16 protein-coding genes and 1 pseudogene are annotated in these 18,532 nt (G+C 66.7%); 9 read left to right on the top strand and 8 right to left on the bottom strand.

The window, feature by feature from the left end; genetic code table 11:
* Together B3446_RS25590 and B3446_RS25585 are read left to right on the top strand one after the other, a co-directional pair.
* Positions 1-441 (top strand): annotated as a pseudogene (locus B3446_RS25590) (steroid 3-ketoacyl-CoA thiolase); the annotation flags it as partial.
* Between the two features lie 6 nt (positions 442-447).
* Entirely contained in the window at positions 448-1,098 is a 651-nt protein-coding gene (locus B3446_RS25585) for a TetR/AcrR family transcriptional regulator (RefSeq protein WP_291386692.1), read from the top strand.
* On the opposite strand, the gene B3446_RS25580 is transcribed toward B3446_RS25585, so the two are convergent.
* The 4 genes from B3446_RS25580 to prfB all read right to left on the bottom strand — a co-directional run bounded on the left by B3446_RS25580 (position 1,082) and on the right by prfB (position 4,855).
* On the bottom strand, positions 1,082-1,402 hold the full coding sequence (locus B3446_RS25580) for a preprotein translocase subunit TatB (RefSeq protein WP_291386690.1): 321 nt from the start codon (positions 1,400-1,402) through the stop codon (positions 1,082-1,084). The two genes, B3446_RS25585 and B3446_RS25580, sit on opposite strands and share 17 nt — an antisense overlap.
* Positions 1,403-1,417: 15 nt before the next feature.
* Positions 1,418-2,941: a lysine--tRNA ligase gene (gene lysS / locus B3446_RS25575; protein WP_175123385.1), complete on the bottom strand. Its 1,524-nt coding sequence runs from the start codon at positions 2,939-2,941 to the stop codon at positions 1,418-1,420.
* Between the two features lie 10 nt (positions 2,942-2,951).
* Positions 2,952-3,707, bottom strand: coding sequence for an SDR family oxidoreductase (locus B3446_RS25570; protein WP_291386688.1), 756 nt, complete (start codon positions 3,705-3,707; stop codon positions 2,952-2,954).
* A gap of 43 nt (positions 3,708-3,750) precedes the next feature.
* A protein-coding gene (gene prfB / locus B3446_RS25565) for a peptide chain release factor 2 (RefSeq protein WP_175123383.1) occupies positions 3,751-4,855 on the bottom strand; the annotation gives its coding sequence in 2 pieces (ribosomal slippage) (positions 3,751-4,773 and positions 4,775-4,855; 1,104 coding nt in all).
* 257 nt (positions 4,856-5,112) lie between these two features.
* Between prfB and B3446_RS25560 the strand changes: the two genes are divergently transcribed.
* Complete coding sequence (locus B3446_RS25560) at positions 5,113-6,423, top strand: MFS transporter (RefSeq protein ID WP_291386685.1); 1,311 nt, start codon at positions 5,113-5,115, stop codon at positions 6,421-6,423.
* A gap of 46 nt (positions 6,424-6,469) precedes the next feature.
* Here B3446_RS25560 and recJ read toward each other — a convergent pair whose 3' ends face one another.
* Together recJ and B3446_RS25550 are read right to left on the bottom strand one after the other, a co-directional pair.
* Positions 6,470-8,170: a single-stranded-DNA-specific exonuclease RecJ gene (gene recJ, locus B3446_RS25555; protein ID WP_291386683.1), complete on the bottom strand. Its 1,701-nt coding sequence runs from the start codon at positions 8,168-8,170 to the stop codon at positions 6,470-6,472.
* Entirely contained in the window at positions 8,152-9,102 is a 951-nt protein-coding gene (locus tag B3446_RS25550; RefSeq protein ID WP_291386681.1) for a hypothetical protein, read from the bottom strand. Before B3446_RS25550 ends, recJ begins: the two co-directional genes overlap by 19 nt.
* Before the next feature lie 130 nt (positions 9,103-9,232).
* Here B3446_RS25550 and B3446_RS25545 point away from each other — a divergent pair, with 130 nt between their 5' ends.
* The 3 genes from B3446_RS25545 (at position 9,233) to B3446_RS25535 (ending at position 12,117) form a co-directional block, all read left to right on the top strand.
* Complete coding sequence (locus B3446_RS25545) at positions 9,233-10,513, top strand: lipoprotein-releasing ABC transporter permease subunit (RefSeq protein WP_056318935.1); 1,281 nt, start codon at positions 9,233-9,235, stop codon at positions 10,511-10,513.
* Complete coding sequence (locus B3446_RS25540; protein WP_056562341.1) at positions 10,506-11,219, top strand: ABC transporter ATP-binding protein; 714 nt, start codon at positions 10,506-10,508, stop codon at positions 11,217-11,219. The genes B3446_RS25545 and B3446_RS25540 overlap by 8 nt, the downstream gene beginning before the upstream one ends.
* A 79-nt stretch (positions 11,220-11,298) precedes the next feature.
* Positions 11,299-12,117, top strand: a complete 819-nt coding sequence (locus tag B3446_RS25535) for a TatD family hydrolase (protein ID WP_291386676.1) — start codon at positions 11,299-11,301, stop codon at positions 12,115-12,117.
* 29 nt (positions 12,118-12,146) lie between these two features.
* Here B3446_RS25535 and B3446_RS25530 read toward each other — a convergent pair whose 3' ends face one another.
* Positions 12,147-13,568, bottom strand: coding sequence for a HAMP domain-containing sensor histidine kinase (locus tag B3446_RS25530; RefSeq protein WP_291386674.1), 1,422 nt, complete (start codon positions 13,566-13,568; stop codon positions 12,147-12,149).
* The gene (locus B3446_RS25525; protein ID WP_291386672.1) at positions 13,568-14,281 is read right to left on the bottom strand and encodes a response regulator transcription factor; all 714 of its coding nucleotides are present in this window, start codon (positions 14,279-14,281) and stop codon (positions 13,568-13,570) included. Before B3446_RS25525 ends, B3446_RS25530 begins: the two co-directional genes overlap by 1 nt.
* 210 nt (positions 14,282-14,491) lie before the next feature.
* Here B3446_RS25525 and B3446_RS25520 point away from each other — a divergent pair, with 210 nt between their 5' ends.
* The 3 genes from B3446_RS25520 to B3446_RS25510 are packed head-to-tail and all read left to right on the top strand — an operon-like array spanning position 14,492 to position 18,528.
* Positions 14,492-16,513, top strand: a complete 2,022-nt coding sequence (locus B3446_RS25520; protein WP_291386670.1) for a ligand-gated channel protein — start codon at positions 14,492-14,494, stop codon at positions 16,511-16,513.
* 43 nt (positions 16,514-16,556) lie between these two features.
* The gene (locus tag B3446_RS25515; protein WP_291386668.1) at positions 16,557-17,507 is read left to right on the top strand and encodes a siderophore ABC transporter substrate-binding protein; all 951 of its coding nucleotides are present in this window, start codon (positions 16,557-16,559) and stop codon (positions 17,505-17,507) included.
* A 28-nt stretch (positions 17,508-17,535) separates the two neighbouring features.
* Positions 17,536-18,528, top strand: a complete 993-nt coding sequence (locus tag B3446_RS25510; RefSeq protein ID WP_291386666.1) for an ABC transporter permease — start codon at positions 17,536-17,538, stop codon at positions 18,526-18,528.
* The last annotated feature ends 4 nt before the right edge of the window (positions 18,529-18,532 follow it).

The following is an 18,532-nucleotide window of genomic DNA, read 5'->3' as shown; positions in this document are numbered from 1 at the left end:
AGCCTGCTCGCCGACGGCGCGTCGGCGGCGCTGCTGGCCGACAAGGATACGGCCCTGGCCGACGGATTGCGGCCGCGGGCGCGATTCCTGGCGCGCGTGGTGGTGGGGTCGGATCCCGTGATGCAGCTGACGGGCGTGATCCCGGCGGCGCGGCAGGCGCTGTCGCGTGCGGGCCTGGCGCTTGAGGACATCGACTGGATCGAGATCAACGAGGCCTTTGCGAGCGTGGTGCTGGCCTGGCAGCGCGAAACGGGCGCCGACCTGGCGCGGGTGAATCCGTGGGGCGGCGCGATCGCGCATGGCCATCCGTTGGGCGCGACGGGCGCGGGCCTGATGGCCAAGATGCTGGCGGGGCTGGAGGCGACCGAAGGCGAACTGGGCATGCAGCTTATGTGCATCGGCCACGGCATGGCGACCGCGACCATCATCCAGAGGGTTTGACGCGCCATGGACAAGACGGGGACCGCCGCGCCGCGCGACGATGGCGCGGAGACCGAGCGGCGGCGGGAACTGGTCCTGGCCGCCGGCAGGCTGTTCAGCAAACGCGGCTACGAGCGCACGACGGTGCGCGAACTGGCCAAGGCCGTGGGGCTGCAATCGGGCAGCCTGTTCCATCATTTCCGCAGCAAGGAAGAAATCCTGGTCGCCGTCATGAACAACGGCATTCAGGAAGTGATCGACCTGGGCGGCAAGGCGCTGGCCAGTTATGTCGAGCCGGAGGACCGCCTGGCGGCGCTGTTCCGTGTGCACATGTGGAGCATGCTTCACGGCGCGGGCGGGGACGCGATGAACGCGCTGGTGTACGAATGGCGCAGCCTGTCCGCGCCCAGCCAGGCGGCGGTGAAGGGGTTGAGCGATCGTTACGAGGCGATGTGGCAGTCGGTGGTGGCGGGGGCTGTGCAGGCGGGGCTGCTGCAAGGCGATGCGCGAGTCATCAAGCGCTGTGTGCTGGGCGCTATGAACCTGACGGTGCAGTGGTACAAGCCGGGCGGGCGGCTGGCGCCCGCCGCGTTCATCGACGCCATGCTGCAGGCGTCATTGCCGGCGCTGCCGGCGGGTGCGGGCAGGTGGCCCGTGGACCCTAACCCCGCCGCCTGAGGAATGCGCCGACGGCGCAGGCCACCGACAAGGCCAGCAGCGAGGCCGCCACGGGCAGCAGGAAATCGGCTTCGCCGTGATAGCCGCCGCCGGTAACGCCGCTGGCCACGCCACCCGTCCAGAGCAGTGCGGTCAGGATGGCGGCGATGAGCGAGATGGCCGTGGCGACGCACAGCACGATGAATACCGGCCGCCGCGCGGGGACGGTGCGGTAGGGAGCGCCCGGCTGGATGCGGCGAGGTTGCTTGATCCAATAGACCAGCCCCGCCACGACCAGCAGCAGCATCAGGATCTTGAAGATCATGACGCGCGCCGACGATCAGTCTTCACGGCGCAGGTGCGGGAAGAGGATGACGTCGCGGATGCTGGGGCTGTCGGTCAGCAGCATGACCAGGCGGTCGATGCCGATGCCGCAGCCGCCCGTCGGGGGCATGCCGTATTCCAGGGCGCGGATGTAGTCCGCGTCGTAGAACATGGCTTCTTCGTCGCCGGCGTCCTTGGCTTCGACCTGCGAGCGGAAGCGCTCGGCCTGGTCTTCGGGGTCGTTCAACTCCGAGAAGCCGTTGGCGATTTCGCGGCCGGTCATGAAGAGCTCGAAGCGCTCGGTGATGCCTTCGCGGGTATCGGAGGCGCGCGCCAGCGGCGAGACTTCGACCGGGTAGTCGATGATGTAGGTGGGGTTCCAGAGCTTGGCTTCGGCGGTCTCTTCGAAGAGCGCCAGTTGCAGCGCGCCCAGGCCGGCGCGCGACAGCACGGGGCCGTCGGCGTCCGCGCCCAGCTTCTTCAGTTCGGCGCGTACGAAGGCCGGGTCATCCAGCTGGGCCTGCGTGTAGCCGTCGGCGTACTTGAGGATGGCTTCGCAGATGGTCAGGCGGTCGAAGGGCTTGGACAGGTCCAGCTCGCGTTCCTGGTAGGTCAGGACGGCGCTGCCGCTGGCCGAGATGGCGGCCTGGCGGATCAGTTCTTCGGTGAAGTCCATGAGCCAGCGGTAGTCCGCGAAGGCTGCGTAGAACTCCATCATCGTGAATTCGGGGTTGTGACGCGGGCTGACGCCTTCGTTGCGGAAGTTGCGGTTGACTTCGAACACGCGTTCAAAGCCGCCCACGATCAGGCGCTTGAGGTAGAGCTCGGGCGCGATGCGCAGGAACATTTCCATGTCCAGCGCGTTGTGGTGCGTGACGAAGGGCTTGGCCGCCGCGCCGCCCGGGATCGGGTGCAGCATGGGCGTTTCGACTTCAAGGAAGCCCGCGTTCAGCATGAACTGGCGGATGCTGCCCACGGCCTTGCTGCGCGCTTCAAACGTGCGGCGCGTGGCGTCGGTCATGATGAGGTCGACATAGCGCTGGCGGTAGCGCAGTTCCTGGTCGGCAACGCCGTGGAACTTGTCGGGCAGCGGGCGCAGCGACTTGGACAGGAGGCGCGCCGAGGCGGCGTGCACCGAGAGTTCGCCCTTGTTGGTCTTGAAGACCGACCCTTCGATCGCGATGATGTCGCCAATGTCCCATTGCTTGAATGCGGCGTAGACGTCTTCGCCGAGCGTGCCGCGGTCCAGGTAGATCTGGATGCGGCCGGTGCTGTCCTGCAACGTGGCGAAACTGGCCTTGCCCATGACGCGCTTGAGCATCATGCGGCCGGCGACCTTGACGGTGACGGCGGCGGCGGCCAGGGCTTCCTGCTCCTCGCCGTCGTACTTGTCATGCAGGGCCGCGGCGCGGGCGTCCGGGACGAAATCGTTGGGGTACGCGACCCCGGTTTCGCGCAGTTTGGCCAGCTTGGCGCGCCGTTCGGCGATCAAGCGGTTTTCATCCTGGGCGGGGGCCGGAGTGGTCGAGTGGTCGGTCATGGTCGGGGGATCAGTCGTAATTGCGGATGTCGTCGATTTCGGTCGTGCCGAAATCTTCGCGATCCAGGTAGGCGAGGATGCGGGAGGCTACGTTGGCGGGCGAGGACAGCTTGCCGGTGGCATGGAAGTCCTGGAACTTGGCCAGCGCGGGGAAGCTCTCGGCGGAACTGGCGCGGATGGCGGCCTGCATGTCGGTGTCGACAATGCCGGGGGCCAGCGCGACGATGCGGGCGCCGTCGGCGCCTTGTTCCTGCTTGACGACGCGAGCGTGCATGTCGAGCGCGGCCTTGGTGGCGCAGTACACGCCCCAGCCGGCGTTCGGGTTGCGCCCCGCGCCGGAGGAAATGTTCAGCACGCGGCGGTCGGCCTTGATTTCAGCGACGGCGGCGAGGAAGCGCGCCGTGAGCAGCATGACGGCGGTGACGTTCAGGTTGAAGGCGGCGGTGATGGCCGCGCCGTCGGTGAGTTCGTCGGTGCGCGCCACGGGATGCACCGTGCCCGCATTGTTGATCAGCAGATAGCGCTTGGCGTCGCGCGGGAGCGCGGCGCAGATGCGTTCAGCCGCGGATTCGGCCGCTTTCAGGTCCGAGAGGTCCACGGACAGTTGTTCCAGCTGCACATCCTGCGAGCGCGCGTGGGCGGCGAGCTCGGGGTCTTCGCGGCGCGCCAGCGTGATGAGGCGGGTGCCGGGTTTGACCAGGCCGCGCGCCATGGCGGCGCCGATGCCGCGCGAGGCGCCGGTGAGAATTGCAATGGTGTCGGACATTCGTGGACCTCTGGGTGCGTGAAAGCGGGAAGAATCGCGGAACTTAGACGTTTTGCTTCAGGCTGGCCTGGATGAAGGGATCCAGGTCGCCGTCCAGCACCTTCTGCGTGTTGGAGATTTCGACGTTCGTGCGAAGGTCCTTGATGCGGCTCTGGTCCAGCACGTACGAACGGATCTGGTGGCCCCAGCCCACGTCGGTCTTGGAGTCTTCCAGCTTCTGCTGCTCGGCCATGCGGTTGCGCATTTCGAGTTCGTAGAGCTTGGACTTCAGCATCTGCATGGCTTCGGCGCGGTTGCGGTGCTGCGAACGGTCGTTCTGGCACTGCACGACGATGCCGGTCGGGATGTGCGTCAGACGCACGGCCGAGTCGGTCTTGTTGATGTGCTGGCCGCCCGCGCCAGAAGCGCGGTAGGTATCGACGCGCAGGTCGGCGGGGTTCACTTCGACCTCGAAGGAATCGTCGACTTCCGGATACACGAAGACGCTGGCGAACGACGTATGGCGGCCGCCCGACGAGTCGAAGGGGCTCTTGCGGACCAGGCGGTGCACGCCGGTTTCGGTGCGCAGGTAGCCGAAGGCGTAGTCGCCTTCGATCTTGATCGTGGCCGACTTGATGCCCGCGACTTCACCGTCGGATTCTTCAAGGATCTCGGCCTTGAAGCCCTTGCGTTCGGCGTACTTGAGGTACTGGCGCAGCAGCATCGACGCCCAGTCCTGCGCTTCCGTGCCGCCCGCACCCGCCTGGATGTCCAGGAAGCAGTTCAGGGGATCGGCCGGATTGGAGAACATGCGGCGGAATTCCAGGGCTTCGAGCTTTTCCTGGAAGGCGTTGGCGTCCAGTTCGATCGCTTCGAGGGTGTCGCCGTCATCGTCGGCGGCGGCCATTTCGAAGAGTTCCTGGGAATCGGCCACGCCGGCGCCCAGGCTCGTGAGCGTTTCCACCACGTCCTCGAGCGATTTCTTTTCACGGCCCAGGTCCTGGGCGTGCTTGGGGTCGTTCCAGACGGCCGGGTCTTCGAGCTCGGCGTTTACAACGTGGAGGCGTTCAGCTTTGGCATCGTAGTCAAAGATACCTCCGTAGAGCCTGTTCGCGCTCCGCGTAGTCGGCGAGGCGGGCTGCGAGCTGGTTCTGACGTTCGGCTTCCATGATTGATCCTGTCTGATGACTTTTGTGCGAAACCTGGCATTTTACCGTGGATGGACCGAGTGCGCGGGCGCACGGCGGCAGACGGGGGACGGGCCCGATTTCGGCCGCCCGGCGGCGCGGGGTCCACGTTGTTCAGTTTTTTGTCATCCCGACGGCTCTAGCCTTGGCGGGTGGCTGCGATGTCCCCGTTTGGGACCGCCGACCCCGAAAACGCCGGTCCCGTGCCGGCCTATCCCGCCAGAGGAATGGAGACAAAGATGGAAAACACGATGACCCCCGGGGTCTCGCCGGCGCTGGACGCCAGTGAAGAGGACCGGATCTACCGCAAGGTGGGCTGGCGGCTGGTGCCGCTGCTGGTGGTCTGCTATGTGGTGGCGTACCTGGACCGCGTCAACGTGGGGTTCGCCAAGCTGCAGATGCTGCAGGAATTGCAGTTCAGCGAGACCGTGTACGGGCTGGGCGCCGGGATCTTCTTCATCGGCTATTTCATCTTCGAGATTCCCAGCAACATCATCCTGCACAAGGTGGGGGCGCGGGTCTGGATCGCCCGGATCATGATCACGTGGGGCATCATCTCGGCCTGCATGATGTTCGTGACCAGCGTGCATATGTTCTATCTGTTGCGCTTTTTGCTGGGCGCGGCGGAGGCGGGGTTCTTTCCCGGCATCATCCTGTACCTGACTTACTGGTATCCGGCCGCCCGGCGCGGACGCATCACGACGTTCTTCATGACCGCCGTGCCCATGTCTGGCCTGATCGGCGGTCCGATCTCGGGGTGGATCATGGCGACCTTCCACGGCGACCATGGGCTGTCGGGCTGGCAATGGCTGTTCCTGCTGGAAGGGATTCCGTCGGTGGTGATCGGCGTGCTGGTGCTGATCTATCTGGACGATCGCATCAACAAGGCGAAGTGGCTGACGGCCAATGAAAAGGCCGTCCTGATCCGCAATATCGCAGCCGAGGAACAGCAGAAGGAGGATCCGCCGATCCGCGCCGCGCTGACCAAGCCACGCGTGTGGGCGATGGCGCTGATCTATTTTTCGTTCGTCATGGGCCTGTACGGCGTGGGGTTCTGGATGCCGAGCCTCATCAAGAACACCGGCGTGCAAAGTCCGCTGGCGATTGGCCTGCTGACGGCGGTGCCCAACCTGTTCGCCGTGATCGGCATGATCCTGATTTCGCGCAATTCCGACCGGCAGCGCGAACGCCGCTGGCACGTGGCCTTGCCGGCGCTGTTCGGCGCGGTGGGACTGTTCCTGTCGGCGGTGTGGAGCGGCAACACCGTGCTGGCGATTCTGGCGCTGACGGTGGCCAACATCGGCATCTGCACGGTGCTGCCGCTGTTCTGGAGCCTGCCGACGGCGCTCCTGGGCGGCACGGCCGCCGCCGCAGGGATTGCGCTGATCAATTCGGTGGGGAACCTGGCCGGCTTCGTCAGCCCGTATCTGGTTGGCTGGCTGAAGGACCTGACCGGGACCACGAATACCGGGCTGTACATGCTGGCTGGCTGCCTGGTGGTGGGCGCGCTGGTGGCGCTGGCGCAGCCGGCGAAGCTGGTGAATAAGTAACGTTGCTGGTGGACGGTGTCTGATGGGTGTCAGACACCGTCGCGCATTATCCGGCGTGTTCAATCACCAGCTGCACCGACACCATCCCATTCCACACGTTCTGTTCCAGGCGGTACGCCGCCTGGATGTGCTCGGGCAGGGACTGGTCGTGGCCGAACCAGATGGCGTCGAAGCGTTGGTGGCCGCGTTCCAGGGACAGCTTCAGGTGCTTTTCGCCGACCAGACGCTGGTTGCGCACGACGAATTCGTCCAGGAACAGGGGGGCGGCGAAGCCGGCGCCCCAGACCTGTTGCTGCAGCATGCCGGCCACGTCGGCGTTGGCGTAGCCGGTTTCCAGCGAGCCGTCGGTTTCGATGACGGGCTCGAAGGAATCGCGTCCGGTCAGCTCACGCACGGCGGCGTCGAAAGCGGGGGCGAAGGCCGGGAAGTCGGACTTGCCCAGCGTCAGGCCGGCCGCCATGGCGTGGCCGCCGAATTTGCGGATCAGGTTGGGATGGCGCTTGGATACGAGGTCCAGCGCATCGCGCAGGTGCACGTCTGGAATTGAACGGCCCGAGCCGCGGATTTCGTCGTCGCCGGCCGGTGCGAAGGCCAGGGTGGGGCGCCAGAATTTTTCCTTCAGGCGCGAGGCGACCAGTCCCACCACGCCCTGATGCCAGCCCGGGTCGAACACGCAGACGGTGGCGCCGGAGGCGGCGTCGGGCGCTTCCATTGCGGCCAGCGCCTGCTCGCGCATCTCGGCTTCGATCGTGCGGCGTTCGCGGTTGATGTTGTCCAGCTCGCGCGCCATCTCCAGTGCATGTGCCTCGTCGTCCGTGGTCAGGCAGGCGATGCCCAGGCTCATGTCCGCCAAACGGCCCGCGGCGTTGATGCGCGGTCCGAGCGCAAAGCCCAGGTCGAAGCCATTGGCGCTACGCGGTTCGCGGCCGGCGACGGCGAAGAGCGCGCGCAGCCCGGGTTGCAGACGGCCGCTGCGCATGCGCTGCAGGCCCTGCGTGACCAAGAGGCGGTTGTTGGCGTCCAGTTTGACGACGTCGGCCACCGTGCCCAGCGCAACCAGGTCAGACAGCGCGTCCAGGCGCGGTCCGCCGTCCGGCGCATAGACGCCGCGGCGGCGCAGTTCGGCGCGCAGGGCCAGCATCATGTAGAAGATGACGCCCACGCCGGCCAGGTTCTTGGACGGAAAGCCGCAGCCGGGCTGGTTGGGGTTCACGATGGCCAGGGCGTTCGGCAGGGTGTCGCCCGGCAGGTGGTGGTCGGTGATGACCACGCCGATGCCGGCGTCGTTGGCCGCGGCCACGCCGTCGACGCTGGCGATGCCGTTATCGACCGTGATGATGATGTCGGGCTTGCCCGCGCGGTGGCGGCAGGCCAGCTCCACAACGGCGGGAGACAGGCCATAGCCCGTCTCGAATCGGTTGGGCACCAGGAAGTCGACATCGGCGCCCATTGCCGACAGCGCGCGCAGGCCGACGGCGCAGGCGGTGGCGCCGTCGCAGTCGTAGTCGGCCACGATCAGCAGTTTTTTCCCGGCCTGGATGGCGTCGGCCAGGACGGCGGCCGCATGGGCCGAGTGGGTCAATCCAGCCGGCGGCAACAAGGAAGGCCAGGCGAGGCGGGTTTGATCCGGATGCGTCACGCCCCGCGCGGCCCACAGGCGGGCCAAAAGGGGGTGGATGCCGGAGGACTCGAGGACGTGGCAGGCGGCCAGATCGGCCGGACGGATGGTTAAGCGGGGTGAGACCACCAGGCGCTCCAGTTCTTCTTGGGCGCGGGCAGCAAGCCAAGCAGGCCCCCGCGCGGTTTCAGGTCAAGGGCGGCCTTGCGGTCATCGCCCAGCAGCAGCAATTGCACGGGCGTCGCGGGCAGGCCTTTGTTGGCGGCCAGCGGGCGCAGATGCTGCGTATCAAGTTCGGTCAGTGCGTCGAGCCACGCCGCCCAGTCGCCGGCGCGTTGCGGCGCGTCCAGTTGGGTCAACACCTGCGCCGGGCCGGTGGGCGCCGCCGTCCAGGGCGTACCGCCGCCGTACAGCCACAGCGCGTTGACGGGCGGCAGGCCGCGAGCGGCCCGGACGTCGTTGACCGGGTGTTCGTGCCACGCCATCTGGATTTCGTTCAGCAGGCGCCGCCACGGGCGCGTTTCGGCATCCTGGCGCCACCAGTCGTTCAGGCGCTTTCCGGCCACGGCCAACGGACTGGCGGTCTGGGGGCGCAGGTCCGCCGGCAGGCGCAGGCGCCAGCGCTGCGGCGACAGCGGCTCGACCGAGAAACCGGTGCCTTCAAAGAGGGGGCGGGCGGTGTCGAGCAGGGCGGCCGTTTCCGACTCGGTCAGATCCATCGAATCCGGATCCAGCAGCGACGCCTGATCCGCGCCCAGCGCAAGGTGGACCAGTTCGCATACCCAGACGGGTTCGTCAGCCAGTGTGTGGGATTGTTGCCCGGCCAGCAGCGGGCCGAGCCCGGCGCTTTGCAGCAGGCCAGGTTCGGGCGCATACCCGGCGCGCTCCAGCTGCCACGATTCAAAGGCGGTGCAACCGTGCGCGCGCAGGTCGTAGGCGGTTGGACTGGCGGTTGCGGCCTGTAGCCAGCCGTGCAGGGTGGGCGCGCGCTCGGGCAGGAGCTTGGCCAGTTCGGCGGCGACGGGAAGGGCGGGCAGGGCGCCCGGAATGACGATCAGCATGGCGGCGATTGTAGTCCGCGCCGGGATGGGGAACTTAGCGCCGCGGCCAACTGCCATACGTTGTCACGCCTGGTCTAGGATCCGCACATCCGCGGGGCGATTTACGGGCGGTTAATGCAATAATGCGCACGTGCTGAAAATACCCTACGAACTATGGATCGGCGCCCGCTATGCGGGGCTTGCCCGGATCCGCCAGCGACGCGGGCGCCGCGATCGCTTCATCTCCTTCATTGCCGCCAGTTCCATGGCGGGCATCGCGCTGGGCGTCGCCGCCCTGATCGTGGTGCTGTCCGTGATGAACGGGTTCCAGAAAGAAGTGCGCGACCGCATGTTGTCGGTGCTGCCGCACATCGAACTCTATCTTCCAGGCGCATCGCCCGAGCGGGTGCTTGAGCAGTGGCAGCAGTTCGCCACCGCCGCCGAGCGCAACCCCGAGGTCAAGGCCGGCGCGCCCTTCGTGGCGGCGCAGGGCATGCTGGTCCGGGGGCAGGCGTTGCGCGGTGTGCAGGTGCGGGGCATCGACCCCGCCACCGAGGGCAACGTGTCGGACCTGCCGCGGCAGATGGTGTCGGGCAAGCTGACCGACCTGAAACCCGGCGGCTTCGGCGTCGTGCTGGGCAACGAGCTGGCCGACGGCATGGGCGTCAAGGTCGGCGACACGCTGCTGATGATGGCGCCGCAGGGCTCGATCAGCCCGGCCGGATTTGCCCCGCGCATGCGCCAGTTCACCGTGGTAGGCGTGTTCTCGTCGGGCCACTACGAATACGATTCTTCGCTGGCGTTCGTGGACAACGAAGATGCGGCACGCGTCTTCCGCGAAAGCGGCACCGCCGGCGTGCGCCTGCGCATTGCCGACATGCAAAAGGCCCCCGAAGTGGCGGCCGAACTGCGCAACGTCCTGCCGCCGTACGTCATGGCCAGCGACTGGTCGCGCAACAACCGCACGTGGTTCGCCGCGGTGCAGACCGAAAAGCGCATGATGTTCCTGATCCTGGCGCTGATCGTGGCCGTGGCGGCGTTCAACCTGCTGTCCTCGCTGGTCATGGCCGTCAAGGACAAGCAATCCGACATCGCCATCCTGCGCACGTTGGGCGCGGGTCCCGGCGAAGTGGCCCGCATCTTCCTGGTGCAAGGCGCGCTGATCGGCGTGATCGGCACCTTGCTGGGTGTGGCCGGCGGCATTGCCATTGCCTATAACGTGGACGTGATCGTGCCGTTCATCGAACGCATGCTGGGGGTGCATTTCCTGCCGCGCGAAATCTACTTCATCAGTGCGCTGCCGTCCGATCCTCAGGTGGGCGACATCGTCACCATCGGCGTGACCTCGCTGGTGCTGTCGCTGCTGGCGACCTTGTATCCGAGCTGGCGCGCCTCGCGCCTGCAACCCGCACAGGTGCTGCGCCATGATTGATACCCCGACGCAGAAGCCGCAGGCCGGCACGACGCCGGCGCTGCAGGCCGAAAACATCGTCAAGGTCTACGACGAAGGCCCCGCCCGGATCGAAGTGCTCAGCAATGTCAGCCTGTCCGTCGCGCGCGGCGAGATGGTCGCCATTGTGGGCGCGTCGGGGTCCGGCAAGAGCACCTTGCTGCACATTCTGGGACTGCTCGACGTGCCGACCAGCGGTTCGGTTTCGGTTGACGGCCAGGTGGGTATCGGGCTGTCCGAATCCAAGAAAAGCGCGGTGCGCAACCGCAGCCTGGGCTTCGTCTACCAGTTCCACCACCTGCTGGCCGAGTTTTCGGCGCTGGACAACGTGGCGATGCCGCTGATCGTGCGCCGCGAGAACCGCGACAAGGCCCGCGAGGCGGCACGAGAAGTGCTCGGATTGGTCGGACTTTCCGCGCGGGAAGGGCACTTCCCGGGGCAGTTGTCCGGCGGCGAACGGCAACGCGTGGCGCTGGCGCGCGCGTTGGTGACGCGGCCGGTGTGCGTGCTGGCCGACGAGCCCACGGGCAACCTCGACCGGCATACCGCCCACAACATGTTCGAACTGCTGACGCGGGTGAACCAGGAGTCGGGCACGGCATTTGCGATCGTCACCCATGATCCCGAGCTTGCCGCCCGCGCCGACCGTCAGCTGCTGATGGAAAACGGCCGCCTGGTGTCAGGCTAGCCCGGTCCGCATTCAAAGCCGCCCGCGCTAGTGCGCGTGGCGGCCACGGGCGGATAATCCGCACAAGGAGGACACGCCCATGCTCATCGACACCCATTGCCACCTGGACGCCCCGGAGTTCGATGCTGATCGGACCGAGGTGGCGGATCACGCCGCTCATGCGGACGTCCAGGCGATCGTGATCCCGGCCATCGAGCGGGCCAACTTCGCGGTCGTGCGTGACTTGGCCGCCAGTATTGTTGGCGGCGCGTATGCGCTGGGCATCCATCCGTTGTATGTCGCGCGTGCCGACGACGGCGATCTGGACGTGCTGCGACAGACCATCAAGGAATCCCTGGGCGATCCCCGCTTTGTCGCCATCGGGGAAATCGGGCTGGACTTCTTCGTGCCGGAGATCGCGTCCGGCCCGCCGCGCGAACGCCAGGAACGGTTCTATGCCGCGCAACTGGACATGGCCGTGGAGTTCGGCCTGCCCGTGCTGCTGCATGTGCGCAAATCCCAGGACATTCTGCTGAAGTACCTGCGCCGCCATCCGCGCATCGGCGGCATCGCGCACGCCTTCAACGGCAGCGCCCAGCAGGCGCAGGCCTTCATCGACCATGGCTTTGCGCTGGGGATGGGCGGCGCGATGACGTTCGAGCGCGCGCTGCAGATTCGCCGCCATGCGGTGGATGTGGGGCTGGAGCATCTGGTGCTGGAGACCGATGCGCCGGACATTCCGCCCGCCTGGTTGCACGAACCCGATCGGCGCAATCGTCCCGGCGAATTGGCGCGCATTGCGCAAGTGCTGGCGGAGCTGCGCGGCATCACGCCGGCGCAGGTGGCGCACGCCACGACCGCGAACGCGATGCGCGTGCTGCCAAGGTTGCCGGCAGCGATACTGGCTGACGCGGACTGAACTGTCGTTCGCAGCGTTACCCCGCAGCGTCACCCCGCAGCGGCGCGCGCCACGGTGGCCGACAGCAACGGCAGATCCATGCGCACGCTCAAGCCGTGCGGGGCGACATTGCGGGCCGATATCGCCCCCTTGTGGGCGGCGATCGCGGCCTGGGCGATGGAAAGGCCCAGTCCCGCGCCGCCGCCCGGCGTGCTGGCGGCGCCGGCAGACCCCGCGCGATAGAACGGTTCGAATAGCGAGGCCAGCTCCTGCGTGGCGACCCCCGGACCGCGGTCTTCGATCTCCAAACTGGCCTCGCTGGCGCTGGTCAGAAGGCGCACGCGGATGACGCTGTGCGGGGGCGCAAAACGCAGGGCGTTGCGCAGCACGTTTTCGATGGCGCTGGCCAGGCTGGCGCGGTCGCCTGCGATGAAGATCGGCGCGGGCGTGTCCCAATCGATCTGCAGGTGCCGCCCCTCGGCCTCATAGCGGGCATCGTCCACGACGCCGGCCACCACATCCGACAGGTCCAGCGGATCGGTCGGCACGGGCAACGCGCCCACGCGGGCAAGGCGCAGCGTGTTGCCCACCAAGGCGTCCAGCCGCTCGCATTCGCGTTCGATGCGGTCTAGCTGCAGGTCCCGGCGTTCGTCGTTGCGCCGCGCCAGTTCGGAAGCCAGGCGCAGGCGCGCAAGCGGCGACCGGAGTTCATGCGCCACGTTGTGCAGCAATTGCTCGCGCGTATCGACCAGTGCTTTCAGGCGCACGGCCATCGCGTCGAAGTCGCGCGCCAGCAGGCCAAGTTCGTCCTGGCGCGTGGCGAGTTTTGGCGGTGTGTGTGTATCCAGTTGCCCAGCCGCCAAGGCGTAGGTGGTCTGGCGCAATTGCGCCAGCGGCGCGGTGATGTGGCGCGTCAATGCCCAGCAGAAGGGAGCGGTCACCGCCAGCGCGAACAGCAGCAGCGCCAGCGCGACGGGCGACAGCGCCAGCACCTCCCAGCGCGACGAGTCGAACGGCAGAAACAGCATCAGCAGTTCTGAACCATCCGGCAGGATCAGGATCTGCGGCTCCCACCACGACACGCGTTCACCCGCCGGATCCGCCGGCGCATAGTCGGACTGCGGCGGCCGGTCAGGTGCCGCGCGGTAAGCCACCAGCCAGTCATAAAGTCGCGTGGGCAGGCGCCGGCGCAGGATGTCCTGGTCCTGCGCGTCCATGACGTAGATCTTCAGCGCCGAGTAGTTGTCGTCCATGGCGCGGACCCAACGTTCCAGGCCTTCTGAGCCCTGCGTGCGCGCGACCTGCGCGGCGTCGCGCGTGAGGTTCCCGGGATTCAGGCCATCCAGCGAATTGAAGCGGTACCAGGCCACCGACGCCGTCAGCACCATGCCGCAGACCAGGATGACCGCCATCGCGCCCCAAAACGTCAGGAACGCGCGCCAAAAGAGTGACCGGGCGGGCAGCAACGTCATCACGCAGCGCCCGCCAGCACGTAGCCCAAGCCGCGCAGATTGCGGATGGACAGCGTGTCGGCGTGTTGATCCAGGCGCAGTTTCTTGCGCAGGCTGCTGATGTGCGTGTCGATGCTGCGGTCGTAGCGGTCGGGGGCTCGGCCCAGCGCGTACAGGCCGATCTGGTCGCGCGCGATCACCTGGCCGGGCGTGCGCATCAGGATTTCCAGGATGCGCTGTTCGGCGCCGGTCAGCATGACTTCGTCGGCGCCCATGCGTGCGCGGCCGGTGGCCGGGTCCAGCGACAGCGCGCCCAGGCTGAGCGACGGACTGGCGGGCACAGGCGTTTCTTCAAAGCGGCGCAGCACGGCCGTGACGCGCGCCTTGAGTTCGCGCGGGCTGAAGGGCTTGGCCAGGTAATCGTCGGCGCCGAACTCCAGACCCAGCACGCGGTCGGTCTCGCCGCCGTGTGCGGTGAACATGATGACCGGGCGGCGCGAGCGCTGGCGATAGTGCTTGAGCAGATCCAGCCCGTTGCCGTCGGGCAGCATCAGATCAAGCAGCACCAGATCGAAATCGTCCTGCGCCAGCAAGGACAAGCCTTGCGAGCCGGTATGCGCCAGCGTCAGCCGGCATTGATGGGGTTCCAGGTATTCACGCAGCATCTGCGCCAGCTCGACGTCGTCGTCGATAAGCAGGATGCGGCGCGCCACCGCTGAATGAGTGAAAGGCATGCGTGTTGGGCGTCGAGCATCCGGCAGTGTGGCCGAACGCTGCGCGCCGGAGTGTCAAGAAGTGCAAAGAAGATAAAAGTTGCGGAAAGCGTGTTGCGGCGTGCTGCAAGCCCCAATTCTAATATGAGAATGGTTTTCATTAATAAGTGGGAGCCGGGCAGCGCGGCGCGTGGGGCGCGGAGCGAACCGGGGACGGGAGAAGTTGGAATCATGAGCAGGAAAGATCTGGCCGCTGGCCAGCGCATTGCCGCGTCGCGCACGCAACTGGCCGCCGCCTTGTGCGCCGCGGGTTTCGGACTGGGGCCGTCCGCCGTCTGGGCGCAGGCTGCAGACGCCACCACGACGATGGATACGGTCGTGGTCACGGCCAGCGGTTTCGAGCAACGCATCCAGGATGCGCCGGCCTCGATCAGCGTCATCACGCGTGAAGATCTGGACAAGAAGTTCTACCGCGACCTGAACGACGCGCTGGTCGAAGTGCCGGGCGTCATCGTCACGGGCGGTGGCGATCGCCAGGACATCAGCCTGCGCGGCATGGGGCCGAAGTACACGCTGATCCTGATCGACGGCAAGCGCCAGAGCTCGCGTGAAACCCGCACGAACTCGGATTCGACGGGCGTGGAGGGTGGCTGGACGCCGCCGCTGTCGGCCATCGAGCGCATTGAAGTGGTGCGCGGCCCGATGTCGTCGCTGTACGGGTCTGACGCCATGGGCGGGGTGATCAACATCATCACGCGCAAGGTGCCTGACGAATGGCACGGCGAGATCCGCATGGATACGACGATCCAGGAGAGCAGCAAATCGGGCGACATCTACCAGGGCAACTTCTACCTGGCCGGCCCGATCAAGAACGACCTGCTGGGCCTGCAGATCTACGGCCAGGCGACGCAGCGCGACGAAGACGACATCTACAACGGCTACCGCAAGCGCAACGCCGAAAGCGTGACTGCCAAGCTGGCGCTTACGCCCAACCGCGATCACGACATCGTGCTGGAAGCGACCACGATGCGCCAGAAGTTCCAGGACACCCTGGGCAAGACGGTCGAGCCGCTGCCGCCCGGCACGGCGTGCCCGCGCACGGGCTGCCCGGCGTCGTCGGAAACCGATTACCGCAGCAGCAAGTGGGCGTTGTCGCACACCGGCCGCTGGGGCTGGGGCGTGTCCGACAGCTACGTGCAGCAGGAAGAGTTCGACAACCGCTCTCGCCAGATGAAGATCAAGAACCTGGATCTGCAGACCAGCTGGTCGTTGCCGCTGGGTTCCCACATGCTGACGCTGGGCGGCAGCTACCTCAACCAGCGCCTGGACGACCAGACCGGTAACCAGCTTGCCGGCGGCCCCAGCAAGGTCGAGCGCTATCAGTGGGCGCTGTTCGCCGAAGACGAGTGGCGCCTGACCGAGAGCTTTGCCGTCACGACCGGCCTGCGCATGGATCAGGACGAGAACTTCGGCAGCCACTTTAGCCCGCGCCTCTACGGCGTGTGGCACATGGCCGAACGCTGGACCCTGAAGGGCGGCGTGTCCACCGGCTTTCGTGCGCCCGACCTGCGCCAGACCGTGGCCGGCTGGGGCCAGACCAGCCGCGGCGGCAACATGTACGGCAACCCGGACCTGACGCCCGAAAAGTCGGTGACCCAGGAAATCGGCCTGCTGTATGACGACGGCGAAGGCATGAATGCCGGCGTCACGCTGTTCAACAACGACTTCAAGGACAAGATCACCCGCGTGGCTTGCCCCTTGTCGCAGTGCACGGACGGTCCCAACCAGTTCGGTTCGGATCCCACCACGTACATGAACGTGGACAAGGCGGTGTCGCGCGGCGTGGAAGCCAGCCTGAAGCTGCCGCTGGCCGCCGACTGGTCGATGACCAGCAGCTATACGTTTACGAAGTCCGAGCAGAAGTCCGGCCAGTACAAGGGCGAGCCGCTGAACCAGTTGCCCAAGCATCTGTTCACGACCACGGTCAATTGGCAGCCGTCCGACGCGCTGCAGGCGTGGGCGCGCGTGAACTTCCGCGGCCGCGAAAGCCAGCCGACCACGGGCCCGTCGTCGGACGCGCTGGTCGCGCCGTCCTACACCTTCGTGGACCTGGGCGGTTCGTACGCCGTCAACAAGACCGTGTCGGTGTATGCCGGCATCTACAACCTGTTCGACAAGCAGGTCGCCTACGACGACTTCGGCTACGTCGAAGACGGCCGCCGTTACTGGCTGGGCGTCGGCGTGAAGTTCTGAATTTGACGGGGCGCCTATGGCGTCCCATTACAGAGAGGTTTGCATGAACAATGGAAAACAGGCGGGCGCAGCCCGCCGCTGGGCAAGCCGGGCCGGCGTGGCGCTGGCGCTGAGCGCCGCGGCTGCCGTGTGCGCCGCACAGTCCACCACGCCGGTCAAGCACGCGCGCGGCGAAACCGCCGTGCCGGCCAATCCGTCCAGGACGATCGTGCTGGATCTGGCCGTGCTGGACACCCTGCACACGCTCGGCGTGGACCCCATCGGCGTGCCCAGCGCCGCCAAGCTGCCGCCGCAGCTCAGCCAGTTCGCCGACAAGCGGTATCTGAAGGCGGGCACGATGTTCGAGCCCAACTACGAGGTCATCCACGCCGCTGCGCCGCAGGTCATCTTCGTGGCCGGCCGCTCGGCGCCCAAGTATGACGAGCTGTCCAGGATTGCGCCCACCGTGGACCTGACGGTCGACGCCAAGGACCTGGTCGGCAGCGTCCGGCGCAATACCGAAACGCTAGCCGCGCTGTACGGCAAGCAAGGCGAGGCCAAGGAAAAGCTGGCTGCGCTGGACGCGTCCATCGCGTCGCTCAAGGGCAAGGCCGCCAACGCCGGCACCGCGTTGATCGTGCTGACAACCGGCGGCAAGATGAGCGCCTACGGCCCGGGCTCGCGCTTTGGCGTGATCCACGACGCCTTCGGCGTCAAGCCGGCCGCGACCGGCCTGAACGTGTCCAACCACGGCCAGGCGATTTCCTTCGAATTCATTGCCCAGACCGATCCCGACTGGCTGTTCGTGATTGACCGCGACGCCGCCATCGGCCGCGAAGGCGTGTCGGCGCAGCGCATGCTGGACAATGAACTGGTGCGTCCGACCAAGGCGTGGAAGAACCAGCGCGTGGTCTACCTGAACGGCTTCAACTGGTATCTGCTGGGCAGCGCGGGCCTGACGGCCATGCAGCAGAACGTGGATCAGATTGCCGCGGCGTTGTCGCAAGGAAAGTAAGCAGCATGCAAGACGGGAAGGGCTGCCGGTGAACTGGCGGCGCGCAATCAGCGGGTGGGGTGGCCTGACGGCCGTGGTGGTGGTGTTGCTGCTGTTGTGCGTGGCCAGCATCAGCCTGGGCGCGGGCCAGATGCATTGGGCCGCGCTATGGAACGGCGGCGAAGAGGGCGAGCGCGCGTGGCGGTTGCTGCTGGTCAGCCGCGTCCCGCGCACCCTTGCGCTGCTGCTGGCAGGCACGGCGCTGGCGGTTGCCGGTCTCATCATGCAGATGCTGGTGCGCAACCGCTTTGTTGAGCCCACGACGGCCGGCACCGTCGAATCCGCCACCCTCGGCATCCTGGTCGTCACCTTGCTGGCGCCCGATACGTCCGTGATCGGCAAGATGCTGACGGCCACGGGTTTTGCGTTGGCGGGCACCTTGCTGTTTCTGGCGCTGTTGCGCCGCGTGCCGCTGCGCACGCCATTCATCGTGCCGCTGATCGGATTGATCCTGGGCGGCGTGATTCAGGCGGTCACCACCTTCATGGCGTATCGCTTCGACCTGTTGCAGTCCCTGCATGCGTGGACGACCGGCGACTTCTCCGGCGTGCTGCGCGGCCGGTATGAATTGCTGTGGATCGGGTTTGCGCTGGCCTGCGCGGCCTATGCCGCCGCCGACCGCTATACGGTGGCGGGCATGGGCCGCGAGTTCGCGTCCAACTTGGGACTGAACCATGCGCGGCTGACGCTGGTCGGCCTGTTGATCGTTTCCGCCATCTCGGCCGTGGTAGTGGTGACGGCCGGCAGCATTCCGTTCCTTGGCCTCATCGTGCCCAATGCCGTCAGCCTGGTGCTGGGCGACAACATGCGACGCGCCATTCCGTGGGTGGCATTGCTGGGCGGCGTGTTCGTGCTGGCCTGCGACATCATCGGCCGGCTGGTCATCCACCCCTACGAGATTCCCATCGGAACGGTAGTCGGCGTGCTGGGCAGCATCCTGTTCCTGTGGCTGCTGCGCACGCGGAGGAACCGCCTTGGCTGAAGTC

Origin of the sequence: Achromobacter sp. UBA5777 (genome assembly GCF_002418565.1) — a bacterium.
Taxonomy (GTDB): domain Bacteria; phylum Pseudomonadota; class Gammaproteobacteria; order Burkholderiales; family Burkholderiaceae_B; genus Achromobacter; species Achromobacter animicus.
The sequence above is the reverse complement of the archived record's forward strand: the minus strand, read 5'-3'. Positions and strand labels throughout refer to the sequence as shown.

Bases quoted from the DNA above. Each gene is read 5' to 3' on its own strand.
- B3446_RS25515 (WP_291386668.1), top strand. From the start codon at position 16,557: ATGAACAATGGAAAACAGGCGGGCGCAGCCCGCCGCTGGGCAAGCCGG.
- B3446_RS25520 (WP_291386670.1), top strand. From the start codon at position 14,492: ATGAGCAGGAAAGATCTGGCCGCTGGCCAGCGCATTGCCGCGTCGCGC.
- B3446_RS25525 (WP_291386672.1), bottom strand. From the start codon at position 14,281: ATGCCTTTCACTCATTCAGCGGTGGCGCGCCGCATCCTGCTTATCGAC.
- lysS (WP_175123385.1), bottom strand. From the start codon at position 2,941: ATGACCGACCACTCGACCACTCCGGCCCCCGCCCAGGATGAAAACCGC.
- B3446_RS25550 (WP_291386681.1), bottom strand. From the start codon at position 9,102: ATGCTGATCGTCATTCCGGGCGCCCTGCCCGCCCTTCCCGTCGCCGCC.
- B3446_RS25580 (WP_291386690.1), bottom strand. From the start codon at position 1,402: ATGATCTTCAAGATCCTGATGCTGCTGCTGGTCGTGGCGGGGCTGGTC.
- B3446_RS25540 (WP_056562341.1), top strand. From the start codon at position 10,506: ATGATTGATACCCCGACGCAGAAGCCGCAGGCCGGCACGACGCCGGCG.
- B3446_RS25530 (WP_291386674.1), bottom strand. From the start codon at position 13,568: ATGACGTTGCTGCCCGCCCGGTCACTCTTTTGGCGCGCGTTCCTGACG.
- B3446_RS25585 (WP_291386692.1), top strand. From the start codon at position 448: ATGGACAAGACGGGGACCGCCGCGCCGCGCGACGATGGCGCGGAGACC.
- B3446_RS25535 (WP_291386676.1), top strand. From the start codon at position 11,299: ATGCTCATCGACACCCATTGCCACCTGGACGCCCCGGAGTTCGATGCT.
- B3446_RS25570 (WP_291386688.1), bottom strand. From the start codon at position 3,707: ATGTCCGACACCATTGCAATTCTCACCGGCGCCTCGCGCGGCATCGGC.
- B3446_RS25560 (WP_291386685.1), top strand. From the start codon at position 5,113: ATGGAAAACACGATGACCCCCGGGGTCTCGCCGGCGCTGGACGCCAGT.